13 protein-coding genes and 1 pseudogene are annotated in these 20,270 nt (G+C 39.6%); 10 read left to right on the top strand and 4 right to left on the bottom strand.

All coding sequences use genetic code 11. The annotated features are described in order from the left end of the window. Positions 1-598 precede the first annotated feature (598 nt). The 10 genes and pseudogenes from cas9 (at position 599) to ACWIUO_RS10140 (ending at position 15,673) form a co-directional block, all read left to right on the top strand. Positions 599-4,453 carry a type II CRISPR RNA-guided endonuclease Cas9 gene (cas9, locus tag ACWIUO_RS10185; protein ID WP_454177788.1) on the top strand — a complete coding sequence of 1,285 codons (3,855 nt, stop codon included), beginning with the start codon at positions 599-601 and terminating at the stop codon, positions 4,451-4,453. A gap of 62 nt (positions 4,454-4,515) precedes the next feature. Further along, positions 4,516-5,871, top strand: coding sequence for a type II CRISPR-associated endonuclease Cas1 (cas1, locus tag ACWIUO_RS10180; protein ID WP_454177787.1), 1,356 nt, complete (start codon positions 4,516-4,518; stop codon positions 5,869-5,871). After that, positions 5,834-6,157, top strand: coding sequence for a CRISPR-associated endonuclease Cas2 (gene cas2, locus ACWIUO_RS10175; protein ID WP_454173739.1), 324 nt, complete (start codon positions 5,834-5,836; stop codon positions 6,155-6,157). The genes cas1 and cas2 overlap by 38 nt, the downstream gene beginning before the upstream one ends. Positions 6,158-6,267: 110 nt before the next feature. Then, positions 6,268-6,762, top strand: a complete 495-nt coding sequence (locus ACWIUO_RS10170; protein ID WP_454177786.1) for a flavodoxin — start codon at positions 6,268-6,270, stop codon at positions 6,760-6,762. Between the two features lie 338 nt (positions 6,763-7,100). Continuing rightward, on the top strand, positions 7,101-7,877 hold the full coding sequence (locus ACWIUO_RS10165; protein WP_454177785.1) for a hypothetical protein: 777 nt from the start codon (positions 7,101-7,103) through the stop codon (positions 7,875-7,877). Positions 7,878-8,000: 123 nt separating this feature from the next. Further along, a complete protein-coding gene (ung, locus tag ACWIUO_RS10160; RefSeq protein ID WP_454177784.1) occupies positions 8,001-8,771 on the top strand; it encodes a uracil-DNA glycosylase in 771 nt (256 codons plus the stop codon). A 296-nt stretch (positions 8,772-9,067) separates the two neighbouring features. Continuing rightward, positions 9,068-10,000, top strand: a complete 933-nt coding sequence (gene accA / locus ACWIUO_RS10155; protein WP_454173743.1) for an acetyl-CoA carboxylase carboxyl transferase subunit alpha — start codon at positions 9,068-9,070, stop codon at positions 9,998-10,000. A gap of 205 nt (positions 10,001-10,205) precedes the next feature. Beyond that, positions 10,206-11,366: pseudogene (locus tag ACWIUO_RS10150) on the top strand (MBOAT family O-acyltransferase); the annotation flags it as partial. A gap of 564 nt (positions 11,367-11,930) precedes the next feature. After that, positions 11,931-13,754, top strand: coding sequence for an SGNH/GDSL hydrolase family protein (locus ACWIUO_RS10145; protein ID WP_454177783.1), 1,824 nt, complete (start codon positions 11,931-11,933; stop codon positions 13,752-13,754). Beyond that, entirely contained in the window at positions 13,754-15,673 is a 1,920-nt protein-coding gene (locus tag ACWIUO_RS10140; protein ID WP_454177782.1) for a GDSL-type esterase/lipase family protein, read from the top strand. Before ACWIUO_RS10145 ends, ACWIUO_RS10140 begins: the two co-directional genes overlap by 1 nt. Before the next feature lie 241 nt (positions 15,674-15,914). Here the strand turns inward: ACWIUO_RS10140 and ACWIUO_RS10135 are convergent, their stop codons facing one another. The 4 genes from ACWIUO_RS10135 to ACWIUO_RS10120 form a co-directional block, all read right to left on the bottom strand. Then, positions 15,915-16,556: a tetratricopeptide repeat protein gene (locus ACWIUO_RS10135; protein WP_454177781.1), complete on the bottom strand. Its 642-nt coding sequence runs from the start codon at positions 16,554-16,556 to the stop codon at positions 15,915-15,917. 13 nt (positions 16,557-16,569) lie between these two features. Beyond that, positions 16,570-17,091, bottom strand: a complete 522-nt coding sequence (locus ACWIUO_RS10130; RefSeq protein WP_454177780.1) for a hypothetical protein — start codon at positions 17,089-17,091, stop codon at positions 16,570-16,572. A gap of 124 nt (positions 17,092-17,215) precedes the next feature. Beyond that, positions 17,216-17,821, bottom strand: coding sequence for a Holliday junction branch migration protein RuvA (gene ruvA / locus ACWIUO_RS10125; RefSeq protein WP_454177779.1), 606 nt, complete (start codon positions 17,819-17,821; stop codon positions 17,216-17,218). Next, the gene (locus ACWIUO_RS10120; protein ID WP_454177778.1) at positions 17,822-20,269 is read right to left on the bottom strand and encodes a flagellar assembly protein A; all 2,448 of its coding nucleotides are present in this window, start codon (positions 20,267-20,269) and stop codon (positions 17,822-17,824) included. Between the last annotated feature and the right edge of the window lies 1 nt (position 20,270).

Raw genomic sequence — 20,270 nt, 5'->3', positions numbered from 1 at the left:
TGTTTTAGTCGCTTGTTAAATTCTCTTATGCTAAAATAGCCTACGAGAAAATATCGAGTTTAAGGGGATTGTAGAGGATTTGACATATCTAAATATCCATAAATGCGATATTTATAGCATAGGAGAGATTAGCAAGCGACTAAAATAAGGGAGTTTTCTAGGTTCTTCCGCAGGATTACCATCCCTAACAAAAACCTAGATTTTTTTTACTTCTTTTTTATTTTTTCATTCTTTTTTCTTGTGATTTTACTTCTTTTGTTTATTGTTTTTTTGTAAAAAGTGCTTTTTAGAATTTTTGGACTAAAAACCCTAAGCCCAAACAAAAATCGGGTGGTTTAGGATTCCGTCATTGCGACCGTTGCAACGCAACGCGTGGCAATCCATAAATCTAGTCTTTCAAAATAACGCTTTTTTCGTTTTTTGATTGTGGATTGCCACGCGGATTTTGTCAAATCCGCTCGCAATGACAAAAAATCAACCAAAAAAACAACGCAAAATCATAGATTCTAGTCTTGTTTTATGGTGGTTTTTTTGTATTATGCGTGCTTGGTGGAATAGTTTTTGATATGCCAAAAAATAATGCAAAAAAAGGGAAAAAATGTTGCAAATCCAATCTTTCAGCGATTCTAACGCAAAATCAAGTAGCGCGCAATCCACGCAAAATAACTTAAAAGTGCTAGGCTTTGACATAGGTATAGCAAGTATCGGCTGGGCTTATGTCGAGGGTGGGGAGCTAAAAGACTGCGGAGTTAGGATTTTCACCAAAGCAGAAAATCCAAAAGATGGCAGTTCGCTTGCCCTGCCACGCAGAGAGGCGCGGGGAGCGCGTAGGCGACTAGCACGGCGCAAAGCTAGGCTATACGCGCTAAAAGATTTAGTCTGCAAAGAGTTTGGGCTAAATCTAAATGATTTTCTCTCACCCGCAGGGGAGTTGCCAGAAAAATATCACATTCAAAAGTGCCAAATTCCAAAAGACGAGCGCAAGCAAATGCGTAAAACAAAAGAAGGCAGAGAGAAACTTGAAAAACTTGATGTTAATCCTTATAGACTTCGCACAAAGGCTTTGGAGGACAAACTCACACCCGATGAATTTGCCCGTGTGATTTTACACATAGCCAAGCACAGAGGCTATGGCAACAAACACGCAAAAGAATCAAGCGATGAAAAAGACAAGAAAAAGAAAAGTGAGCAAGATGGCATAAAAGGTGGCATAGCCAAAAATAAAGGTTATAAAGAAAACTACGAAACCATAGGTGCGTATCTTTATAATGAATTTTATGGCAAAGCAAGAAGTGCAGAGCAGATTCAAGCAAAAATAGAGGCTTTAAAGGCGGATTATAAGAAAGAGAAAATAAAGCCAGAAAAATGGGACAAAAATAAATTAGAAAAACAAAGTCCAAATCAACAAAATAATGTTCGCAATAAGTTTAAAAATTACGAGCGGTGCTTAAAACAAGATTGGCTAAAAGAGGAATTAGAGATTATTTTCACAAAGCAACGCGAATTTGGCTTTGATTTTAGTGAAACAAAATACAAAATCTATGACGAAAATCGCGACATAAAAGAGCTAGATTTTGAATCTGCGATTTTGCAAACGGCGTTTTTGCAACGACCATTAAAATCTTTTGCGGACAAAGTCGGCAAATGCACATTTTTTGCAGATGAACCCCGCGCGCCAAAGGATAGCCTAAGTGCTATGGAATTTGTCGCGCTAGGGCAGATTATCAACACTTTGCGCTACCTTGAAAAAGAAAGTTTAAAAAAAGAATATGGCGAAGTCTATGGCAAAGAAAAAATCAATGAGATTTTGCAAATCGTGCTAACAAGTGGCAAAATCTCGTATGCAAGATTACGCAAAATTTTAGCCCTGCCAAGTAATATCTATTTCCCAAAGGGCAAAAATTTGGACTATACAAAGGGCAATATATCCACGCAAATCAAAAGTTTTCTTTACAAAATATCTAAAAAAGTTAGCCCAAAAGAAAAGAATTGTATCTACACCAAAGACCAAGAAATGCAAATCTATGATATAGTGCGTGAAAATGGCGGGATAAGCTATGCAAAATTACGCCAGATTCTAAATCTTAGCACAAATATCAAGTTTGATAATACGCTACTTGGCAAGGGCAAAGGACTTGATTATGCAAAAGAAAATATCGAGGAAACCATTAGGGAGATAAAAGAAAAAGACCCTGAATCTAGTGCGTTTCTAAACTTTGAAAATCTTGTGAAATTTAGAAATGCTTTTGAGCCAAAAAAGAAAAATGATAAAACAAATGAATCTATCGATGATGGCGAAGATTTAGAAGAAAATGATGACACAGAATCTAGCAATGGAGTGTTTGCCACACTAGCGCAAAATCATAGAGATGAGTTAGATAAAATCGCCACTGATATTGCGCAAATCAAAAGCAAAGATGGCATAACAACCAAACTAAAAGAATATCCAAACCTAAATAACGCACAAATAGAAAATCTAAGCGAGCTAAATTTCTCTAAATATATCAATTTAAGTTTTAAGGCATTAGATAAGATTTTGCCCTATATGCGTGAGGGAATGCTCTATGATAAAGCGGTAGAATTAGCACAAAGCGAGGTGCAAAATCCTTTGCCAAAACCAAAAGAAAAAGAAAAACATAATTCCTTGCCATCGCTAAAAGATTATGAGCCGTATTTGGCAAATCCCGTAGTCGCAAGGGCTTTAAGCGAATATCGCAAAGTGTGCAATGCTTTGCTAGAAAAGTATGGAACAAAAGAAAATGAAAACGATAAATATGGCAAGGTGCATAAAATCCATATTGAATTATCACGCGAAGTGGGCAAAAGCTACCTCACACGCAAACAATACGAAAAAGAGCAAGATGAAAATCTCAAAAAAATCAACGAAGCAAAAGAGAGGCTAAAACAATATGAGATTCCTATAAATGCGCAAAATGTCCTAAAAGCAAGGCTTTTTATCGAGCAGGGCGAGTATTGTGCGTATAGCAAGGCAAAAATCACGCGGGAACATTTGTGCGACCCAAAGGCACTAGAAATCGACCATATTTATCCGTATTCGCGTAGTTTTGATGATAGCTATAACAATAAAGTCTTGGTTTTTGCCAAAGAAAATCAGCATAAACGCAATCAAACGCCTTTTGAAGCGTTTGGCAAAGATAAGCAAAAATGGGAAATGATAAAATCTTTTGCCAAAAATTTCTTGCCACATAAAAAATACAAGCGTGTTGTGAATGAAAACTTCGCAGACAAGGAAAATGAATTTAAAGATAGAAATCTAAATGACACAAAATATATGGCAAGACTTGCGCTAAACTACACCAAAGATAATTTGAGTTTTGAAAAACTTAGCGAGAATGAATGCACGATAAGTGGCGAAAAAGGTAGTAAGATTCACTGCGAGGCAGTGAGCGGGACACTTACGACAAATCTAAGGCGTATTTGGGAATTTGAAAACAAAAGCAGAGACAATCACTTGCATCACGCTCTAGATGCGATAATCATCGCTCATATAAACGCTTCAATGGTGAAGCGGTTTAGCGAATACTATAAACGCAAAAACGAGCTAAAAATCACACACCACAAAAAGCGCGATAAACTCAAATGGCAACTGCACAATAACGAAATAAGCCAAGATGAGTATGACAAGCAAGATGAGGAAACTACAAAAGCGTATAACAAAGAAAAGGAACTCAACAATAAGTGGATTAAAGAAAAATTTTGCCTGCCCTATGAGGATTTTCATAAAGTGGTAGAGGAAAAAATAAACAAAATCTTTGTCTCCAAACCACCGCGCAAACGCGCAAGAGGTGCGCTGCACGAAGAAACTTTCAAAAGTGTAAATGATGAAAAACTGCTTAAAATGTATGGTGGCAAAGAGGGTGTAAATCTTGCCATAAAGCTAGGCAAAATCCGCCAAATCGGTAGCAAGGTCGCTGATAATGGCACAATGGTGCGGGTAGATATTTTTCGCCATAAACTTAGTGGTAAATTTTATGGTGTGCCTATCTATACGATGGATTTCGCACTTGGCGTGCTACCAAACAAAGCTGTGGTGGGTGGCAAGGACAAATCGGGTGTGATTAAGGATTGGCTAGAAATGGATTCAAGTTATAAATTTTGCTTTAGCCTTTTTAAAGATGATTTGATTTTGGTGAAAAAGAAAGAGATGAGCAAAGCGGAGTTGTGTTATTTTGTGAGTTTTGGAATTGCAACTGCTTCAATTAGTGTCGAAAAACACGATAATCATTTTGGCTCACTTAGCGAAAATCAAAAATTGCTTTTTACAAATGCCACACCACAAGAAGTCAAAGGATTAAGCATAGGAATCCAAAATCTAAAAGTCTTTGAAAAATGGCAAGTATCCCCGCTTGGCAAGACTGATTTTAAGGCAAGTGCGGAAAAACCAGAGATTAGACAAAACATATCTCTTAAATCCACACCCAAAAGATTTTAACAATGCAAAACAAAACTAAGCCCAAAAATATACGCACAAATAAGGCATAAAAAGGTAGGCAAATGTTTGATTCTCATTTTCGCACGCTATTTTTGAGCCGCCCCGCACATCTGCGACTAGAATCAAGACGGCTAATCATCGAGCTAAAAGATTATCCAAAATCATTGAAAGCAATCGTGGCAAATTCTCACAATGATGATACCATTTGTCATACTGCGCGAAGCGAAATATCTAAGTCCCAAAACGAAGATAGGGATATTTCGGTTTCTGCGAAGCCTCAATATGACAATGAAAAAAAGCCTCAATATGACAAAAATATAGATTGCCACGCAAAATCTAGCGATTTTGCTCGCAATGACGACAATCACACCACGCACACGCACACCGCAACGATAGATGAGAAAAATACACAATACACGCCCTACAAAAGCGACAAACACGATAAAGTGGCAATCCCCCTAAGCGATATTGCCTGCATAATCTTAGAATCCCCCCAAATCACCCTCACTTCTGCCCTGCTAGATGCGCTCTCCACGCACAAAGTCGCGGTATTTTCTTGCGATAGTTCGCATCTGCCTAGTGGGATTTTTATGCCGTTTTTGGGGCATTATCGCTCTTTGTCCGTCCTGCAATCCCAAATAACGCTAAAAAACCAAACCAAAGCGATTTTGTGGCAACAAATCATAAAAAGCAAAATCTACAATCAAAGCGCGGTTTTAAAGCTAGCAAAGCCAAATCAAAATAAGACAATAGCGACACTAGAAAATCTCGCACAATCCGTGAATCTAGGCGATTCTACCAACAACGAAGCACAAGCTGCGGCGGTGTATTTTAAGGCATTATTTGGAATAGATTTTGCCCGTAAAAAAGAGGGAGAAATATCCACAAATGAGATACACTCTATGATAAATGCCGCGCTAAATTATGGCTATGCTATCGTGCGTGGGGCTATCGTGCGGAGTATCGCTAGCAGTGGGCTAAGCCCTGCGCTAGGACTTTTTCACGCCAATAGCTTTAATCCATTTAATTTAGCAGATGACATTATCGAGCCATTTAGGGCATTTGTGGATTCTCTAGTGATAGAAATGCTAGAAAAAGGCGAGTTTGGAAAATCTAGCGATACAAATGATACAAATGGCGCAAATAATGCAAGCTTGACTCTGCAAAATCGCCTCCATCTAGCACAAATCCTATCTGCCAAAATCTGTGTCAAAACACACACAAAAGCAAACGCAGACAAAGCAAGCAATAAAGGTAAGCTCTACCCGCTGATGCGCGCCGTAGTGGTGTGCGTGCAAAGCGTGGTAAATGCTATAGAAGCAAATGGCAGGCTAGATAGGCTGACATTGTCTTTGCCTGCGTTTGTGGAGGATATTTCAAATGGAAGAGAAATTTATGAGGGTGCTAGTGATGTTTGATATGCCAACCTCTAGCAAAGAGGATAGAAGGGCTAGTGCGAAGTTTCGCAAGGACTTGATAAAAGAGGGGTTTATGATGCTCCAATTTAGCGTATATATGAGAATCTGCAAAGGCGTAGCAAGCGCAAATAACCATATCGATAAACTCTATCTCTACTTGCCACGCAAAGGGCATATCCGCGCGCTCGTGCTGACAGAAAAGCAGTTTGATAATATGCGATTACTACTAGGGCAAAGAAGTGAATGCGAAAAGGCAAATGCGCCCAGACAGCTAAGTTTGTTTTAAGATTTTGTGATTTTGTGGTAAATTGCATTAAAAACATACGGATTTATTGCATTATTTAAGAAAATTTGGCATATTTAGCGTTTCTAAATTTTACTTTGAAAGGACATACAATGGAAAAGATTGGAATCTTTTATGGAAGCGATGGCGGCAACGCTAAAGGCGTGGCAGAAAAAGTAGCTAGCGCACTAGGAAACACCGAGCTAATCGATGTGGCAAACGCTAGCAAAGACAAACTAGCAGAGTTTAAAAACCTCGTGCTTGTAACGCCTACTTATGGCAGTGGCGATTTGCAAAGCGATTGGGACGATTTTTTGGGCACGCTAGGAGATGGCGATTTTGCGGGCAAGACTATCGGGCTTGTAGGACTTGGCGACCAAGACACTTATAGCGATACTTTTGCCGATGGTATCTCTCATATCTACGCAAAAGCAAAAGCAGGCAAAATCATCGGGCAAACTTCTACTGATGGCTATGAGTTTAGCGACTCTCAAGCGGTGGTAGATGGCAAGTTTGTAGGGCTTATCATCGATGAGGACAATCAAGATGACAAGACAGAATCTAGAATCTCATCGTGGGTAGATTCTATCAAAGGTAGCTTTGCATAAATCCTAAAATCTCGCGCAAATAGCGATACAAGCGCAAATTTAGTCGCGAGATTTATCCACAAGGCTAGAATCTATCTAGCCTTGTGTTGTCATTTTTGCATTTTTCTTGCAAAACCTTACTTTATATGCCTTAAAGCATTTTTTTACACTCTCATCTTGCACTCTCAAACATTTCTCAAACGCAAATATATCCCAAACTATTGAAAATTTCGATTTTTGTGGCTTTTTGTGATAAACTATCACGCTACGCAAAGCAAAATATAAAGCAAGAAAAGCAAGATAAAAGGAATATATTTTGCTTAAAAATCCTTAAATTTATCTCCAAAAAGGATTTTTCTATGAGCCCTATTAGCAGTATTTCTAGCACCAGCAGGACCGATACTTCTGCTTTAGCAGAGCTTTTTGCTAGTCGCTATGCCCCACAAGCACAGCTAGACACCCTGCCTAAGCCCCCTGCCCAAGCTATCTCAAAAGACATTAGCCAAGCACAAAATCACCTAGATAAAAGTGGCGCGACTACGCCCGCACAAGCCACACAAAATACCCAAAATGTCGCATTTGGACTAGATACAAAATCTACCCAAAATCCACAAGATAGCAAAATCCCATACAATAGTGCGGAAAAAGATATATTGCCTACGCTAAAAGATTTTACTTCAAGCACGCGACAAGACACAGACTATCAGCAAAATCAAGCCCTAGAGCTAGTAAGCCAACTCAACAAAATCAGCCAAATAGAGCCAAATCAAATCGAAGCCACTCAAACTAGCCAATCCCCCCAAAGTATCCAATCACTAAGCAGGCTTGAAGATACATTTACCCCATCAAATGAGCTAAGCGCAGCAATGAGGGCAAAATCATATTTCCAAAACGCGCTTATTGATGCCGATAGCTTCAAATCTATGGCTCAAAGACTCCATAATGACGGCGTGCTAAGCGCAGATGAGATGATAGCGGTGGATTTTTTAAGCGAAAAATCGCCAAATATTTCCCTAAAAGATTTTGATGCGATGATAAAAAATGACAATCTTAGCCGTGAGATGCGCGGGCTCATCGCACAGCTTGTGCAAAAAATCCATTTGATGAATTATCTTAGCGGTGGTGCTTTGGCTTAGATTTTGTGATTTTAGATTTTGTTTATATGCGGTTTTTTTGCTACCTAGTAATGCAAAATCATTCAAAATTATTCAAAATCATTGATGATAAAAATTTGGATTTAGATTTTTTAAGATTTGGCAATGAAACAATCCCATAACAATCCCCCTAGCACTGAAACCCTACAAAGCGTTTTGCCAAAAACTTTGCGAGAAGAATGGATAGATTTTTTGGGCGATGAGTTTTCTAAGCCCTATTTTGCAGAAATCATCACGCATTATAAAAATGCCCTAAAATCTAATCAAGAGATTTTCCCCTCGCGACATTTAATCTTTAACGCATTTAATCTAACCCCGCCAAATGAAGTCAAAATCGTGATTTTAGGGCAGGACCCATATCACGGAAGTGCTTTTGTGGAGCATAAAGACGCGCAGGGCAAATCTAGCAAAATCCAAATCCCCCAAGCGATGGGGCTAAGCTTTAGCGTGCCTAGAGGCGTGCCTATCCCACCGAGTCTAAAAAATATCTACAAAGAATTGCAAAATAGCACAGATTTTATCCCGCCACCACACGGAGATTTGAGCGCGTGGGCGCAAAAAGGCGTGCTTTTGCTAAATGCGATTTTTTCCGTGCAAAAAGGCATCGCAGGCTCTCATAAACATTTTGGGTGGGAGATGTTTAGCGATAGCGTGATACACGCGCTATCTAGCAGGCAAAAAGGGATTATTTTTATGCTATGGGGCAACTATGCGAGGCGCAAAGCTAGCCTAATTGATTCTAGCAAGCATACTATCTTGCAAGCCCCTCACCCTAGCCCACTAGCACGAGGCTTTGTAGGAAGCGGGATTTTTATTAGAGCAGATGAGGCGTTAAAAAAAATGGGCAAAAAGCCATTTGATTGGAGTTTGCCTTAAATCTTAAATTAGTGTTTAAACGCTTGCAAAATCTAGTTTGTAGCTTTTTGCGTTTAAAAATATTTTTGTAATGCCACTCTTAAAAACGCCACAAAAACAATAAAAATATCCCAAAAAATGCTATAATCTACGCCTTATAAATCCCTAAAATCTCTCAATTTTCTACCAACATTTTGAAACAAAAATCAAAACAAAATGAGGCAAAAATGAAACTTTTTTTGGCATTATCCAAAGCAACCAACATACAAAAATCCACAATGCCACACACCAAAAATCGCAAAAAATGAGGAGAAAAAATGGCGACTTGTTTAGATTTTGAAAAACAGCTAAAAAGTATCCAAGATGACATTGATATGGCTTCTATGCGTGGTGATAACGCCGCAAAAGCAATCCTAGAAAAAGACTACCAAAAAGAGCTAAAAAAAGTCTTTGGCAATATGAGTGATTATCAAAAATTGCAATTAGCCCGCCACCCTGATAGACCTTACGCGCTTGATTATATGGAGCTACTACTAAAAGATGCGTATGAAATCTGTGGCGATAGGCATTTCCGTGATGACAAAGCTATCGTGTGTATGCTTGGCAAAATCGATGAACAGCCCACGATGGTTATCGGCGAGGAAAAAGGCAGGGGGACAAAAAACAAAATCACTAGAAATTTTGGTATGCCAAACCCAGAGGGCTATCGCAAAGCCCTAAAAGCAGCAAAACTAGCCGAAAAATTTAATATCCCAATCCTTATGCTTGTGGATACTAGCGGGGCTTATCCGGGGATTGGCGCAGAAGAGCGGGGGCAAAGCGAGGCTATCGCTAAAAATCTACAAGAGTTTGCCACGCTCAAAGTCCCTACGATTTCTATCGTCATAGGCGAGGGCGGGAGTGGCGGTGCGCTAGCTATTGCGGTGGCTGATAGGCTAGCGATGATGCAGTATTCGATTTTTAGTGTGATTTCGCCTGAGGGCTGTGCTGCGATATTGTGGAATGACCCTAGCAAAATCGAGTCTGCCACAAAAGCGATGAAAATCACGCCTGATGAGCTAAAAAAAGCAGGGCTAATCGATGATATTATCCCAGAACCTCAAAAAGGCGCGCACCGCGATGTGCAAGGCGCAGCCGAGCTAATCAAATCCTACTATCTAAAAAGTGTGGAAGCAATCCTAAAAGATAGGCAGTTTTTGCAAAAACGATACGACAAGATAATGCGATATGGTGCTTTTAGCGAGAGTTAGCAAAAATATAGAATCTAAAATCTTAAAAAACCAACATAAAAAATCATCAAAAAGTGCATTTATGCCAAAATCATCATTTATCACATTTGCCACCAAAATCTATAAAAGCAAAAAAACCATAAATACCGACAAGACGCCACTTTGTAAAGACAGCAAAAAGACAGCAAATGCCAAAACCTAAAATCTACAAAAGGAACAATCAATAATGTTATTTAGCATAGAATTTGGACTAGTATTTTTAGCATTTTTTATTATTTATTGGGCTTTTGCGCACACAAAAATCCAAAATCTTATCTTGCTTATCGGCAATTATGCGATTTTACTTCTGCTTGGCAATGTCTTTGTAGCCTTAGTGCTTGCCTGCTACACGCTGTTTATCTATGCGGCTAGTCAAGCTATCGCCAAAAGCGAGTCAAAAGCAGTGTTTTTGGCATTTGTAGCCCTTAGCATTTGCAATCTTAGCTTTTTTAAATACTACGCAAATTTTAAAGACGGCTTTGAATCATTGCTAATGTTTTTTCACCTAGATATAGCAAGCATCGATATTTTGATGCCCTTAGGGCTTAGCTTTTATACATTTGCATCTATCACTTATTTGCGCGCTGTATATGAAGCCAAAAGCGCAAAATCCACCATAGCCTATGAAAATAACACAAATGAAACCAACACAAATGACGCCTCAAACATAAACCCCACCACCTCTATCATATCCACAAGCCCTAGCGGAGTAGCCGACTATGTCATAGAGACAAATCCCAAACTACAATCCCTTCCAAATCTTGCGATTTATCTCTCATTTTTCCCCACCATCATCGCAGGACCCATCGTCCGAAGTGATTTCTTTTTCTCCCAGCTTTGCGAGAGTAGATTTTGGAGGGCAAAAAATTCCCACCTTATCATTGTCCTGCTTTGCTTTGGGATTATCAAAAAAGTCTTTTTTGCGACTTATGCTTCTAGCTATTCTTCGCCCATTTTGCAAAATCCGCTAAACCACAACTCATTAGAGCTAGCCTTAGCGATGTGTGGGTATAGCGTGGAGATTTATTGTGATTTTAGCGGATATGTGGATTTGGTATGCGCAGTGGCATTGATGCTAGGGTTTGTGCTCCCGCCAAATTTTAATATGCCCTATATGGCAAAAAATCTAAAAGATTTTTGGGCTAGGTGGCATATTAGCCTATCGACTTTTATACGAGATTTTATTTATATCCCGCTAGGTGGCTCTAAAAATGGATTTTTGCGCACGCAAATCGCCGTGCTTATCGCATTTGGGCTATCTGGCATTTGGCACGGAAGCACGATAAATTTTATGATTTGGGGGCTTTTGCACGGAGCAGGGCTAGTGTGGCTAAATACACTTCGCATTTTTCGCCCTCCCCTGCTAACTTCGCAAAGCGCAAAATCTAGCAAAACCCCCACCAAAACCCTCACCAAAACCACCACTGCCAAAAACGATAATGACGCACACAAAAAAGATTCTATCAATTCCACCAAAAAAGATTTTGCTAAATCAAAATCTACAAACAAAGATTCCACGCATAATGGGCGTCTTGGCGGATTTTTTGGCTCTAGTAAGTTTGGGATTTTTCTTAGCTCATTTTGCACATTTAGTTTTGTAACTTTTGCGTGGGTGTTTTTTCGATTTAGGGAGCTAGATGAATCACTTGGATTTTTAAGCGCGTTTTGGGAAAATCTCTCCAAACCCATTTCGCTTTTTGAGATTTGTATCGCGCTTTTGGGGCTAGCATTGTTTGCCCTGTATCCAAAAATGCAAAATCTAAAACGAAGCTGTATCTACGCGCTGTATAAAATCCCCCCTCTTGTAAAGCCATTTTTGCTAGCGTTGATTTGGCTTGTGGCGTTTAGCTTTATGCCTGATGGGATTCCAAACTTTATTTATGCAAATTTTTAAGCCATAGCGGAGCAAGAAATGAGAATCTATGATTTTATCCTCACTATTATCGCTAGCTTTATCCTTGTGGCTTTGGTTATGAATGCGAGCATTTACTCTTATGTCGAGCAAAAATATCATATCGAGCTTTTTGATACAAATGATGGATTTTTAGAGCTAATAGGCAGACCAAAAATATGGCTTGATAATGCTAGAAATGCGCTATTGCCAAGTGTGGAGGATTTAGCCCTTTTGCAGTCATTAGAAGAGGCAAAAGAAAAAGGAAGCAAAGAAAAATCTAGCGAGCTAAGCCAAGATGATAGCCAAAAGTCATTGTGGCAAAGGCTAATGGGCATAGATAATGCAGAGGATTTGCAAGAAAAAGAGGTGCGCTATCCCATAATCAGCGATGAAGGGAATTTGGTATTAAAGCAGGATTCTACATTTATTTTTATCGGGGATTCGATGATGCAGGGCGTGGGTATGACGCTAGCTAGCGAGCTAAAAAAGCGCGGATTTAGCGTGATAAATATCGCCAAACAAAGCACGGGACTTACTTATACGCATTTTTTTGATTGGGGCAAGGCACTAAGCGAAGCATTTGTGAAAAACCCACATATCAATGTCGTAGTGATGATGGTAGGGGCAAATGACCCCTATGCTATGCCAAAGATGAAATATGGGAGCGAAGAGTGGGTAGAGACTTACTCAAGTCGTATCAAACAAATCATTGATACTTCGCTAGAAAATGGCGCGGTGGTGGTGTGGTATAGCGCACCTTTTGTGCGAAAAGAGCCGCTAAACTCACGGCTTATATTTCTAAATAGCCTTTATGGAGAGCAAATAAAAAAGGCTAGCCAACTACTTTTAGATGCAAATTCTGCCCTAGCCCCAGATGGAATCTACACTTCATATATCAAAAATGACAAAGGCAAAAGCATTCGCGTGCGTGGAGAAGATGGGATTCATTTTAGCGGAGATGGCTCTAGGGCGTTAAGCAAACTATTGCTAGATAGGCTAGAAATCATAGATAAAGAACATAACGAGCTAGAAAACCCCGCCATAGCCAAACCCCAAAGCAAAAAAACGACAACTACACCACGAAACATAACCCAAAATCAAACAGCCAACGAGCTAGAAAACCTATCACAAAACCCCCTCCAAAATCAGCCACAAAACTTGCCCCAAAGCAATCCACAATCATTACAGCAGGATTTGCAAAAAACCACTCTACCAACTTTGCCAAATCCGCAAAATCTGCAAAGCAATCAAAGCCTGCAAAATCCGCCAAAACAGCCAAAACCGACTCAAAATCCATTGCCAAATCCGCCACAAAATCCACCTCAAAACCTGCCCCAAAATCCAATAGATTTTGACACAAATACTGCCAAGCAAGAATCACACACAAAACCTAGCACACAAACCAAACAAACAAAAGATGGGATAGCAAACGATGAAGCAGAGTCGCTAGAGCATACATTGCAACGAGTAAAAAATAGGGAAAAAAATAGGGCAAATAACCAAAATCCACCCAAAAAACCAAAAGCACTAGATAAGCAAAATTTTAACGAATCTAACGAGGTGGATTTGGCAAATAAAGCAAGTGAGGCAAGTGAAGCAAACAAGGATTCTACACCAATAAAGGACAAAAAACAAAAAAAAGACAAGACGCAAAAACGCAAATGGAATGAGCTATTTGAGGATACTTCCAAAAAAAATCCACAAGAGCATAAAAACGAGCAAAATCCACATAAAGAGCAACACCAAAAAGACACTACAAAACCCACAAATAGCACAACTCCACAAAATACACAGCCAAAACAAAAACTAGAATCTAGCGATATAACAAAAAGAGGTGCATAATGCAAAAAATCGTATTTATCCCCCTTTTGTGTGCCTTTTTGCTAAGCCAACTTTGCGCAAACCAAAATCAAAAATCCACCACCACCCCAAAACAAACCCAAAAATCCCCCACAAACCAATCCACAAATAAACCTGCAAACAAATCTACAAATCAAACCACAAAACAGCCTGCAAAACAGCCAGCAAAGCAACCTCCAAAGCAACCTCCAAAGCAACCCGCAAAAACCACCGCCAGCCCAAAATCCCCACAAAAACCAGCCCAAAAATCCACCACCAAAACTCCCCAAAAAGCACCCCAAAAAGCAAAATCTAGTGCCAAATCCACAAAATCTACCAAAAATACCAAACCCACCAAAGCCCGCTCCACGCCAAAATCTACCCCCAGAACGCTAATAAGCCAAAAAGAACTACAAGACATAGCAAGCAAGGCAAAAGTCATAAACTACGGAGAGCCAAACGCCCCTCATCTAGCGAGGCTAAAAAAAGCATTTGAAGGCAAAAATGAGCTAAAAATCCTTGTATTTGGCGACTCTCACATCGCAGGCGATACGCTAACCCACGAATGGCGAAAAAGCATTATAAAGCCTGATTCTGTGGGGTTTATATATCCTGTGTTTCCTACTTATCATCAAAATCTGCTAGTAAAAACCATTGCCAAAGACTATGAAGTGCGAAATTCACGCATTGATGCGTATGATGATTATCCATTTGGCGGGGTAGTAGCAAGAGCAAAAAAAGAAAACGCAAGCGTGAAAATCACGCTAAAATTCCCACCAGAGCATCAAGATTTTCTTTTCAAAGTCATTTTCAAATCGCCTAGCAATACGCTAGGTGCGTTTGTCATAAGCGATTCTAGCGGGCAAAGTATCCGCATCGCCCCAAAAGAAATCAACAAATGGGAAATCTCGCAAGATTTTGCCCTGCGCTTCCCCGTAGAAATCAAATCTCTTGTGCCAAATGCCACTCTTGGAGGGTATTTTATCTACCAAGATTCTAAACACATAAGCGACACTTCCCCATCTAGCAAAGCCCAACTAAACAAACTAAAAAAAATGCGTCCAAACGCCACGCAAGATACAGATGAAGCGCAAACCACGCAACAATCTAGCACGCAAAATGCGCTAGAAAATACCGATGAAGAAGCCAAATCTAGCACACAATCTAGCCAAAATATCCAACAAGCCCAAGACATAAATCCTGCTACACAAAAATTTTCCTATGCAAATCTCACAAACCTCCCCAAAAATACCAACAACCTAATCGCCCACATAGGCGCAAATGGTGCGCGAAGCGATATATGGCTAAAATGGAATCAAAAAGCCCTAAATGATACGCTTTGCGCGTTTAAATATGATTTTATCGTCCTTGTCTATGGCTCAAATGACGCGCTTGTGATGCCACTTGATACACGCACTTTTGAGGCAAATTATAGCGCGCTTATCGCGCTTTTGCGCAAATGCAACGAGGGGGCGAGCATTTTGCTTGTAGGACCGCCAAAAGTCATCACAAAGCCACGAAAAGCAAAAAATTATCGCATAGCACCATACTTTGTAGCCGTGAGAGAATCCGTAAAAAAAGTCGCAAAAAAAGAGGGAACGCTATATTTTGATATGCACGAGTTTATCGAAAATAGCGGAGGAAAAGATGCGTGGGTATCCAAAGGGCTATCCAAAAAAGATGTCCATCTAACCCCTTTTGGCTACTCTCTTGTGGCAAATGGCATAACCTATGGGCTAGGAAATATGCTAAATCTTAGCGATTCTGCGATAGCAAAAATCTCTAGCGACACTAATCAAGAAAATACAGAATCTACCCAAGATACCAAGACAAAGCAAGCAAATCAGCCAAACAACCAAGAGTCAAACACGCCAGATATTAGCACCGCCCCACAAGAGATATGGCAGACAAAAACGGAGTAGTCAAATTTTTTTAGATAATTGTGATTTTATGCGTTGTAATTTTTGCTTTTTCCAAAAACCCACAAATTTCGCTACATTTCACAATACACAACCCAAAATCCAAAAAACTAGCTTTGCCTAATTTTTATGTTTGCTAGATTTTACTTAATAGCGAATCCCACAGCTACAAATCAGCTACAAATGCCATTAGTTTTTACTCTTTTGTAGGTTTATTTTTTTAGATTTTATGACAGAGGCAAATTTATTGCTCGAGTTGTATTTTTAGTACCTGAGATAAAACACAGCTATTTTGGAAGCCCAAATCACACGCTTTGCTGTAGAATACCATAGCGATAAATAGTTCTTGCTTGACACCTAGTCCTTTGAAGTATAGGTATCCTAGATTATGACACGAGTTAGCATAGTCCATATCACAGGCTTTTGTCCATAGTCCGCGTGCTTTGTCGTAGTCTTGTCGCACACCTTGTCCTTCATCATACATTACTCCTAAGTTGTGGCAAGACTCTGCTATGCCGACTATATTACACCCGATTTCATAATATTTCTTTGCATTAACATAATCTTTTAGCTCTATATAAACGCTCCCCAAAGAATTGTATCCGCTATTATTTCCCAAAGCGATGGCTTTTTCAGCGTAACGAATCGCTTCTTTATAATGCCCCGCTCTTTTATAAAACTCACTCACTAAAGTGCAACTATTTATGCTTTTTTCATTATTGCATTGTTCTACACTTGCCAAACCATTATCAATCATTGCTTGACACGCATTTTTATCACCACCTAAGCAGTTATTGCCCATTATTTTCATTTCACTACTTATCTCGCCCATTCCTACGCTTAGCACACTTGCTAGGATTCCACATATTAGCACTATCTTTTTCATCACATACTCCTTGTTATATGTTTTTCAAAGTATTTATGTATCTTTGAGAGATAACATAGTCATTGCGTAGTATTTGGTTTATTGTCTCATTTATATTTTGACTTCCCTCAAGCGATTTATACACTTCTATCCTGCTTTTGCCAGCCCCACCAGCTAGCCCAAGCCTATCTACTCCATCAAATAGATAAATAAAATTTTGTATAGCCATTTCAAGCGAGGTAGAGCCTTGATTATAGGATTTATATCCGTTGGATATTTGGCTAGTGATATGTCGCAAAATCTCTTTGTCATTGATTCCATTGCGTCTTGTTATGTATTCTTTAGCACCTAAATAACAGGCTACAAGTTGCCATTTTAGATATTTTAATCGTGTGGTAGATTTGTTTTGTGTATTGTATATGCTTACACATTCTTTGCATATTTCAAATCGTAGATTTTCTACCCCCTCTATGCCAAGCCCACCATCGATTAGGTAAAACTCATTTTGTGATTTTAGATTTTTGCAGCTTTTGCATTGGATTTGGTTATTTTTCATTTTTTTCCTTTTTGTAGTTTTTATGCTTTTTGCCAAAAAGCGTCTATGCCAAAAAACGATACTACAAAAAAAAAAAAAAACGGATTGTAAATGATTGATTGTGTCTTGCGCTAGGTTTGTGTATTTACAAAAGCCTCAACGCCTCTTTGATGATATTTTGGGTATCGCTAGATTTTATTTGTGGGAGGATTTTTTTGATTTCGCTTGCTTTGTAGCCGAGTGTCTCAAGCGCGGCTATCGCGTCTTTTTTAGCTTTTTGGGTGGCTATATCGCCAAAATCCTCACTGCTAATATTTTCATTTTTTAAATCCACATTTTGCTCTTGCAAGATTTGAGAGCAAAATCCAGCCAAATCAAGCAAGATTTTGCCCGCAGATTTTGCACCTACACCCGGGACTTTTTGAAGTAGCTTTATATCTTTGCTTTGCACAAGGGCGGCAAAACTTTGCGGGCTAAAAGTGCTTAAAATCGCCAAAGCCACCTTAGGACCCACGCCATTAATCTTTAATAACCGCTCAAATGTGCTTTGCTCGATTTTATCCAAAAAGCCAAAAAGTAGCTCCGCGTCCTCGCGCACGATATGCGTAGAGCGCAAATGCACCCTTTCACCTAGCTTTAGCCTAGCACTTGTTTGCACGCTAATGGCTAGCTCATATACCACGCCATTTGCTTCTATCTCCACGCTCATCGCGCCAATCTCTATCACATTGCCGATTATCCCACAAATCATTTACACCACCTTTAATTTGAAATTTTCTAGCATTATTTGCTCGCCATTTTGTCTGCCATTTTGCATATCATTTTCCCCCCTCTGCCCCTCTTGTAGCTCTAGTTTATCTAGCGTATTATCCGCGCTTAGCATCTCAAACGCTACTTCAAAATCCTTTTCTAACCCCTCGCTGCTAAAAAACCCCCCGCTATCCTCGCTAGAAATCTTACTAGATTCAAACACGCTCATACTAGGTTTTACCAAAATCGCATAATTATCATACCCCCATTTTTCTTGTATGCTAAGCCTTGCTTTTTGCAGGGTATTTTTTAGGCTTAGCATAGCTTGATTGCGCACGCCTAAAATCTGATTTTGCAAATCTTTGATTTTGCTTTGCAAGATATTGGCTACATTTGCCTGCGCAAGGGCTTCTCTATACTTTGTGGCATACGCTTCATCTTTTAGGGCGATTTGCTTTTGATACTCGCTAAAGCCTTTCATTTTTTCCAAAAACTCACTAGCCCTCCCCTGCTTATTTGCCCAAAAATCCGCTAGTTTGTGCAGTGTTTTTAGGGTTTTGTCTTGGGTAGAAAAATACGCTTTTGCACCTTTGCTCCATTTGGCAAACCCACCCCCAGCACTCGCGCAAAAAACTAGCTCATTTTGCCCGCCTTTGTTTCGCAAAATCGCGCAACTTTTTGCAAACAAAATCGTATTGTTGCTTTTTAGCTCGTGGATTGTGGCGTTGTCTGTGGCGATTTTTGCGCCATTTGCTCTCAAAATTTTGGCACTATGGGCGATTAGCTCGCCATTATCAAGGTTTTCTATGGCGCAATGCGTGCATTCTAGCTTGCCTTTGTGCGTGCGGATTTGTGCGGCATAGGCTTTGATATGCGCACTTTTGTGCGTAGAGCCTTCGATGATTAGCGTTTTTGCTTTTATGCGTGTGTTTTCTGCTACACAGCCACGCACTTTTAGATTGCCCACTTCACACCACACACCCGCACCGATGGCATCTTCTGCCATATCAGAGCAAGTGATTTCTATGTCTAGATGCTCCCCTGCAAGCAGTTGTGGGACATTGCGCGTGCTAAAGGCTGTGCGCGGGATTTGTATAAACCTAAACTCGCCATTTTGTAGCTGGATAAATCCGTCTTTTTTAGCGGTGTAGATGATAGATTTTGGCGTATCAGTGTAGTCAATATCTGCTTGCTTTGTGGGGAGTAGTTTTGTAGATTCTATGGATTTTGGCTGCGCAAAATCCCCAAAAAGATTGCGCCCTGCTGTGCCTACAAGTGGCTTATAAAGGATTGCGATTTGCGCTCCTTCTTTTACGCCAAATGCCGCATTTTGCGGAGATGCGCCGTTGCGCGTCTCCCACTCTTTTTGTGGCAAAAATACAAAATCTGTTTTCTTGCTTGAAGTGTAGTTTTTGCTTTTTAGCAAGCAAAAGATTTCTTTTTTTTTGGCTGGATTTTTTGCGATAGATTCTAGGATTAGCGATAGGTTTGAGCGAACCTCATCTGTATGCAAAATCACGCCTTGCGCAAAAAGCGCACTCTCTACTTGCTCATAAAAATCCTCTATAAACCCCCTATCCTCCACCACACAAAACGCCTCACAAAAGCAAATATCCACTTTTTCATCATCTATTTCTAGCCTAAATAATGCCTCCAAATCCCGCATAAACACACGCAAATCACATATTTGCGTAATACTAAAATGTGGATTTTCATACAATGGCGAAGCAAAAAGCGCGTTTAATTGGGCTTGGTTTATTTCTATTTTTGTGGGATTTGTATCGCTAGATTTTAGCGCGCTAGATTGTGTAAAAACAGATTGCGCAAAATCGGATTGCGCAAAATCAGTTTGCAAAAAATCGCTACTTATTTTATTTTTTGATACAGAATCCAAAAAACTAACCACATCGCTAAAGCTAGGTTTTTTGCCTAAAGATTGGCTTAAAATGGGTGGTTTTGGCATATCGTTTGGATTTTTTTTGGTGATAAAAAAGCGCGGATTTTGGATACGAAAATCCAAATCTTTTGGGGTAATTTTGCTAGGTGGATTTTGATTTTTTGTGCCTTGTGATTTTGCGTTTGGCAAGGCATTTTCGCTTGGCTGATGGTTTGTGTTTGGCGTGCTTGCTGTGATATTTTGCTTATTTAGATTTTCACAACATTTTTGCAAAGCTTGGCTTATATTTGTGCAATCTTTTATCACAACTCCGCGTTTATAAAAATCCTGCATTGTTTGTGTTTGAATTGCCCGCTCTGTCGGTGTTTGAGAATCATTTAAAACACCTGCCATATTATAGTCTTGCATAGATTCTAGCAGTGAATCTTGCTTAACATTTTCCCCAAAATCTTGCCCCAAATCTTGCGATGAATCCAAAGCAAAATCTTGCTTGGATTTTGGCGTGGATTTTGTCGCAGATTTTGTTGTAAATTTTTGTATAAGATTTTGCATT

This window comes from Helicobacter sp. T3_23-1056 (assembly GCF_053654535.1).
The sequence above is the reverse complement of the archived record's forward strand: the minus strand, read 5'-3'. Positions and strand labels throughout refer to the sequence as shown.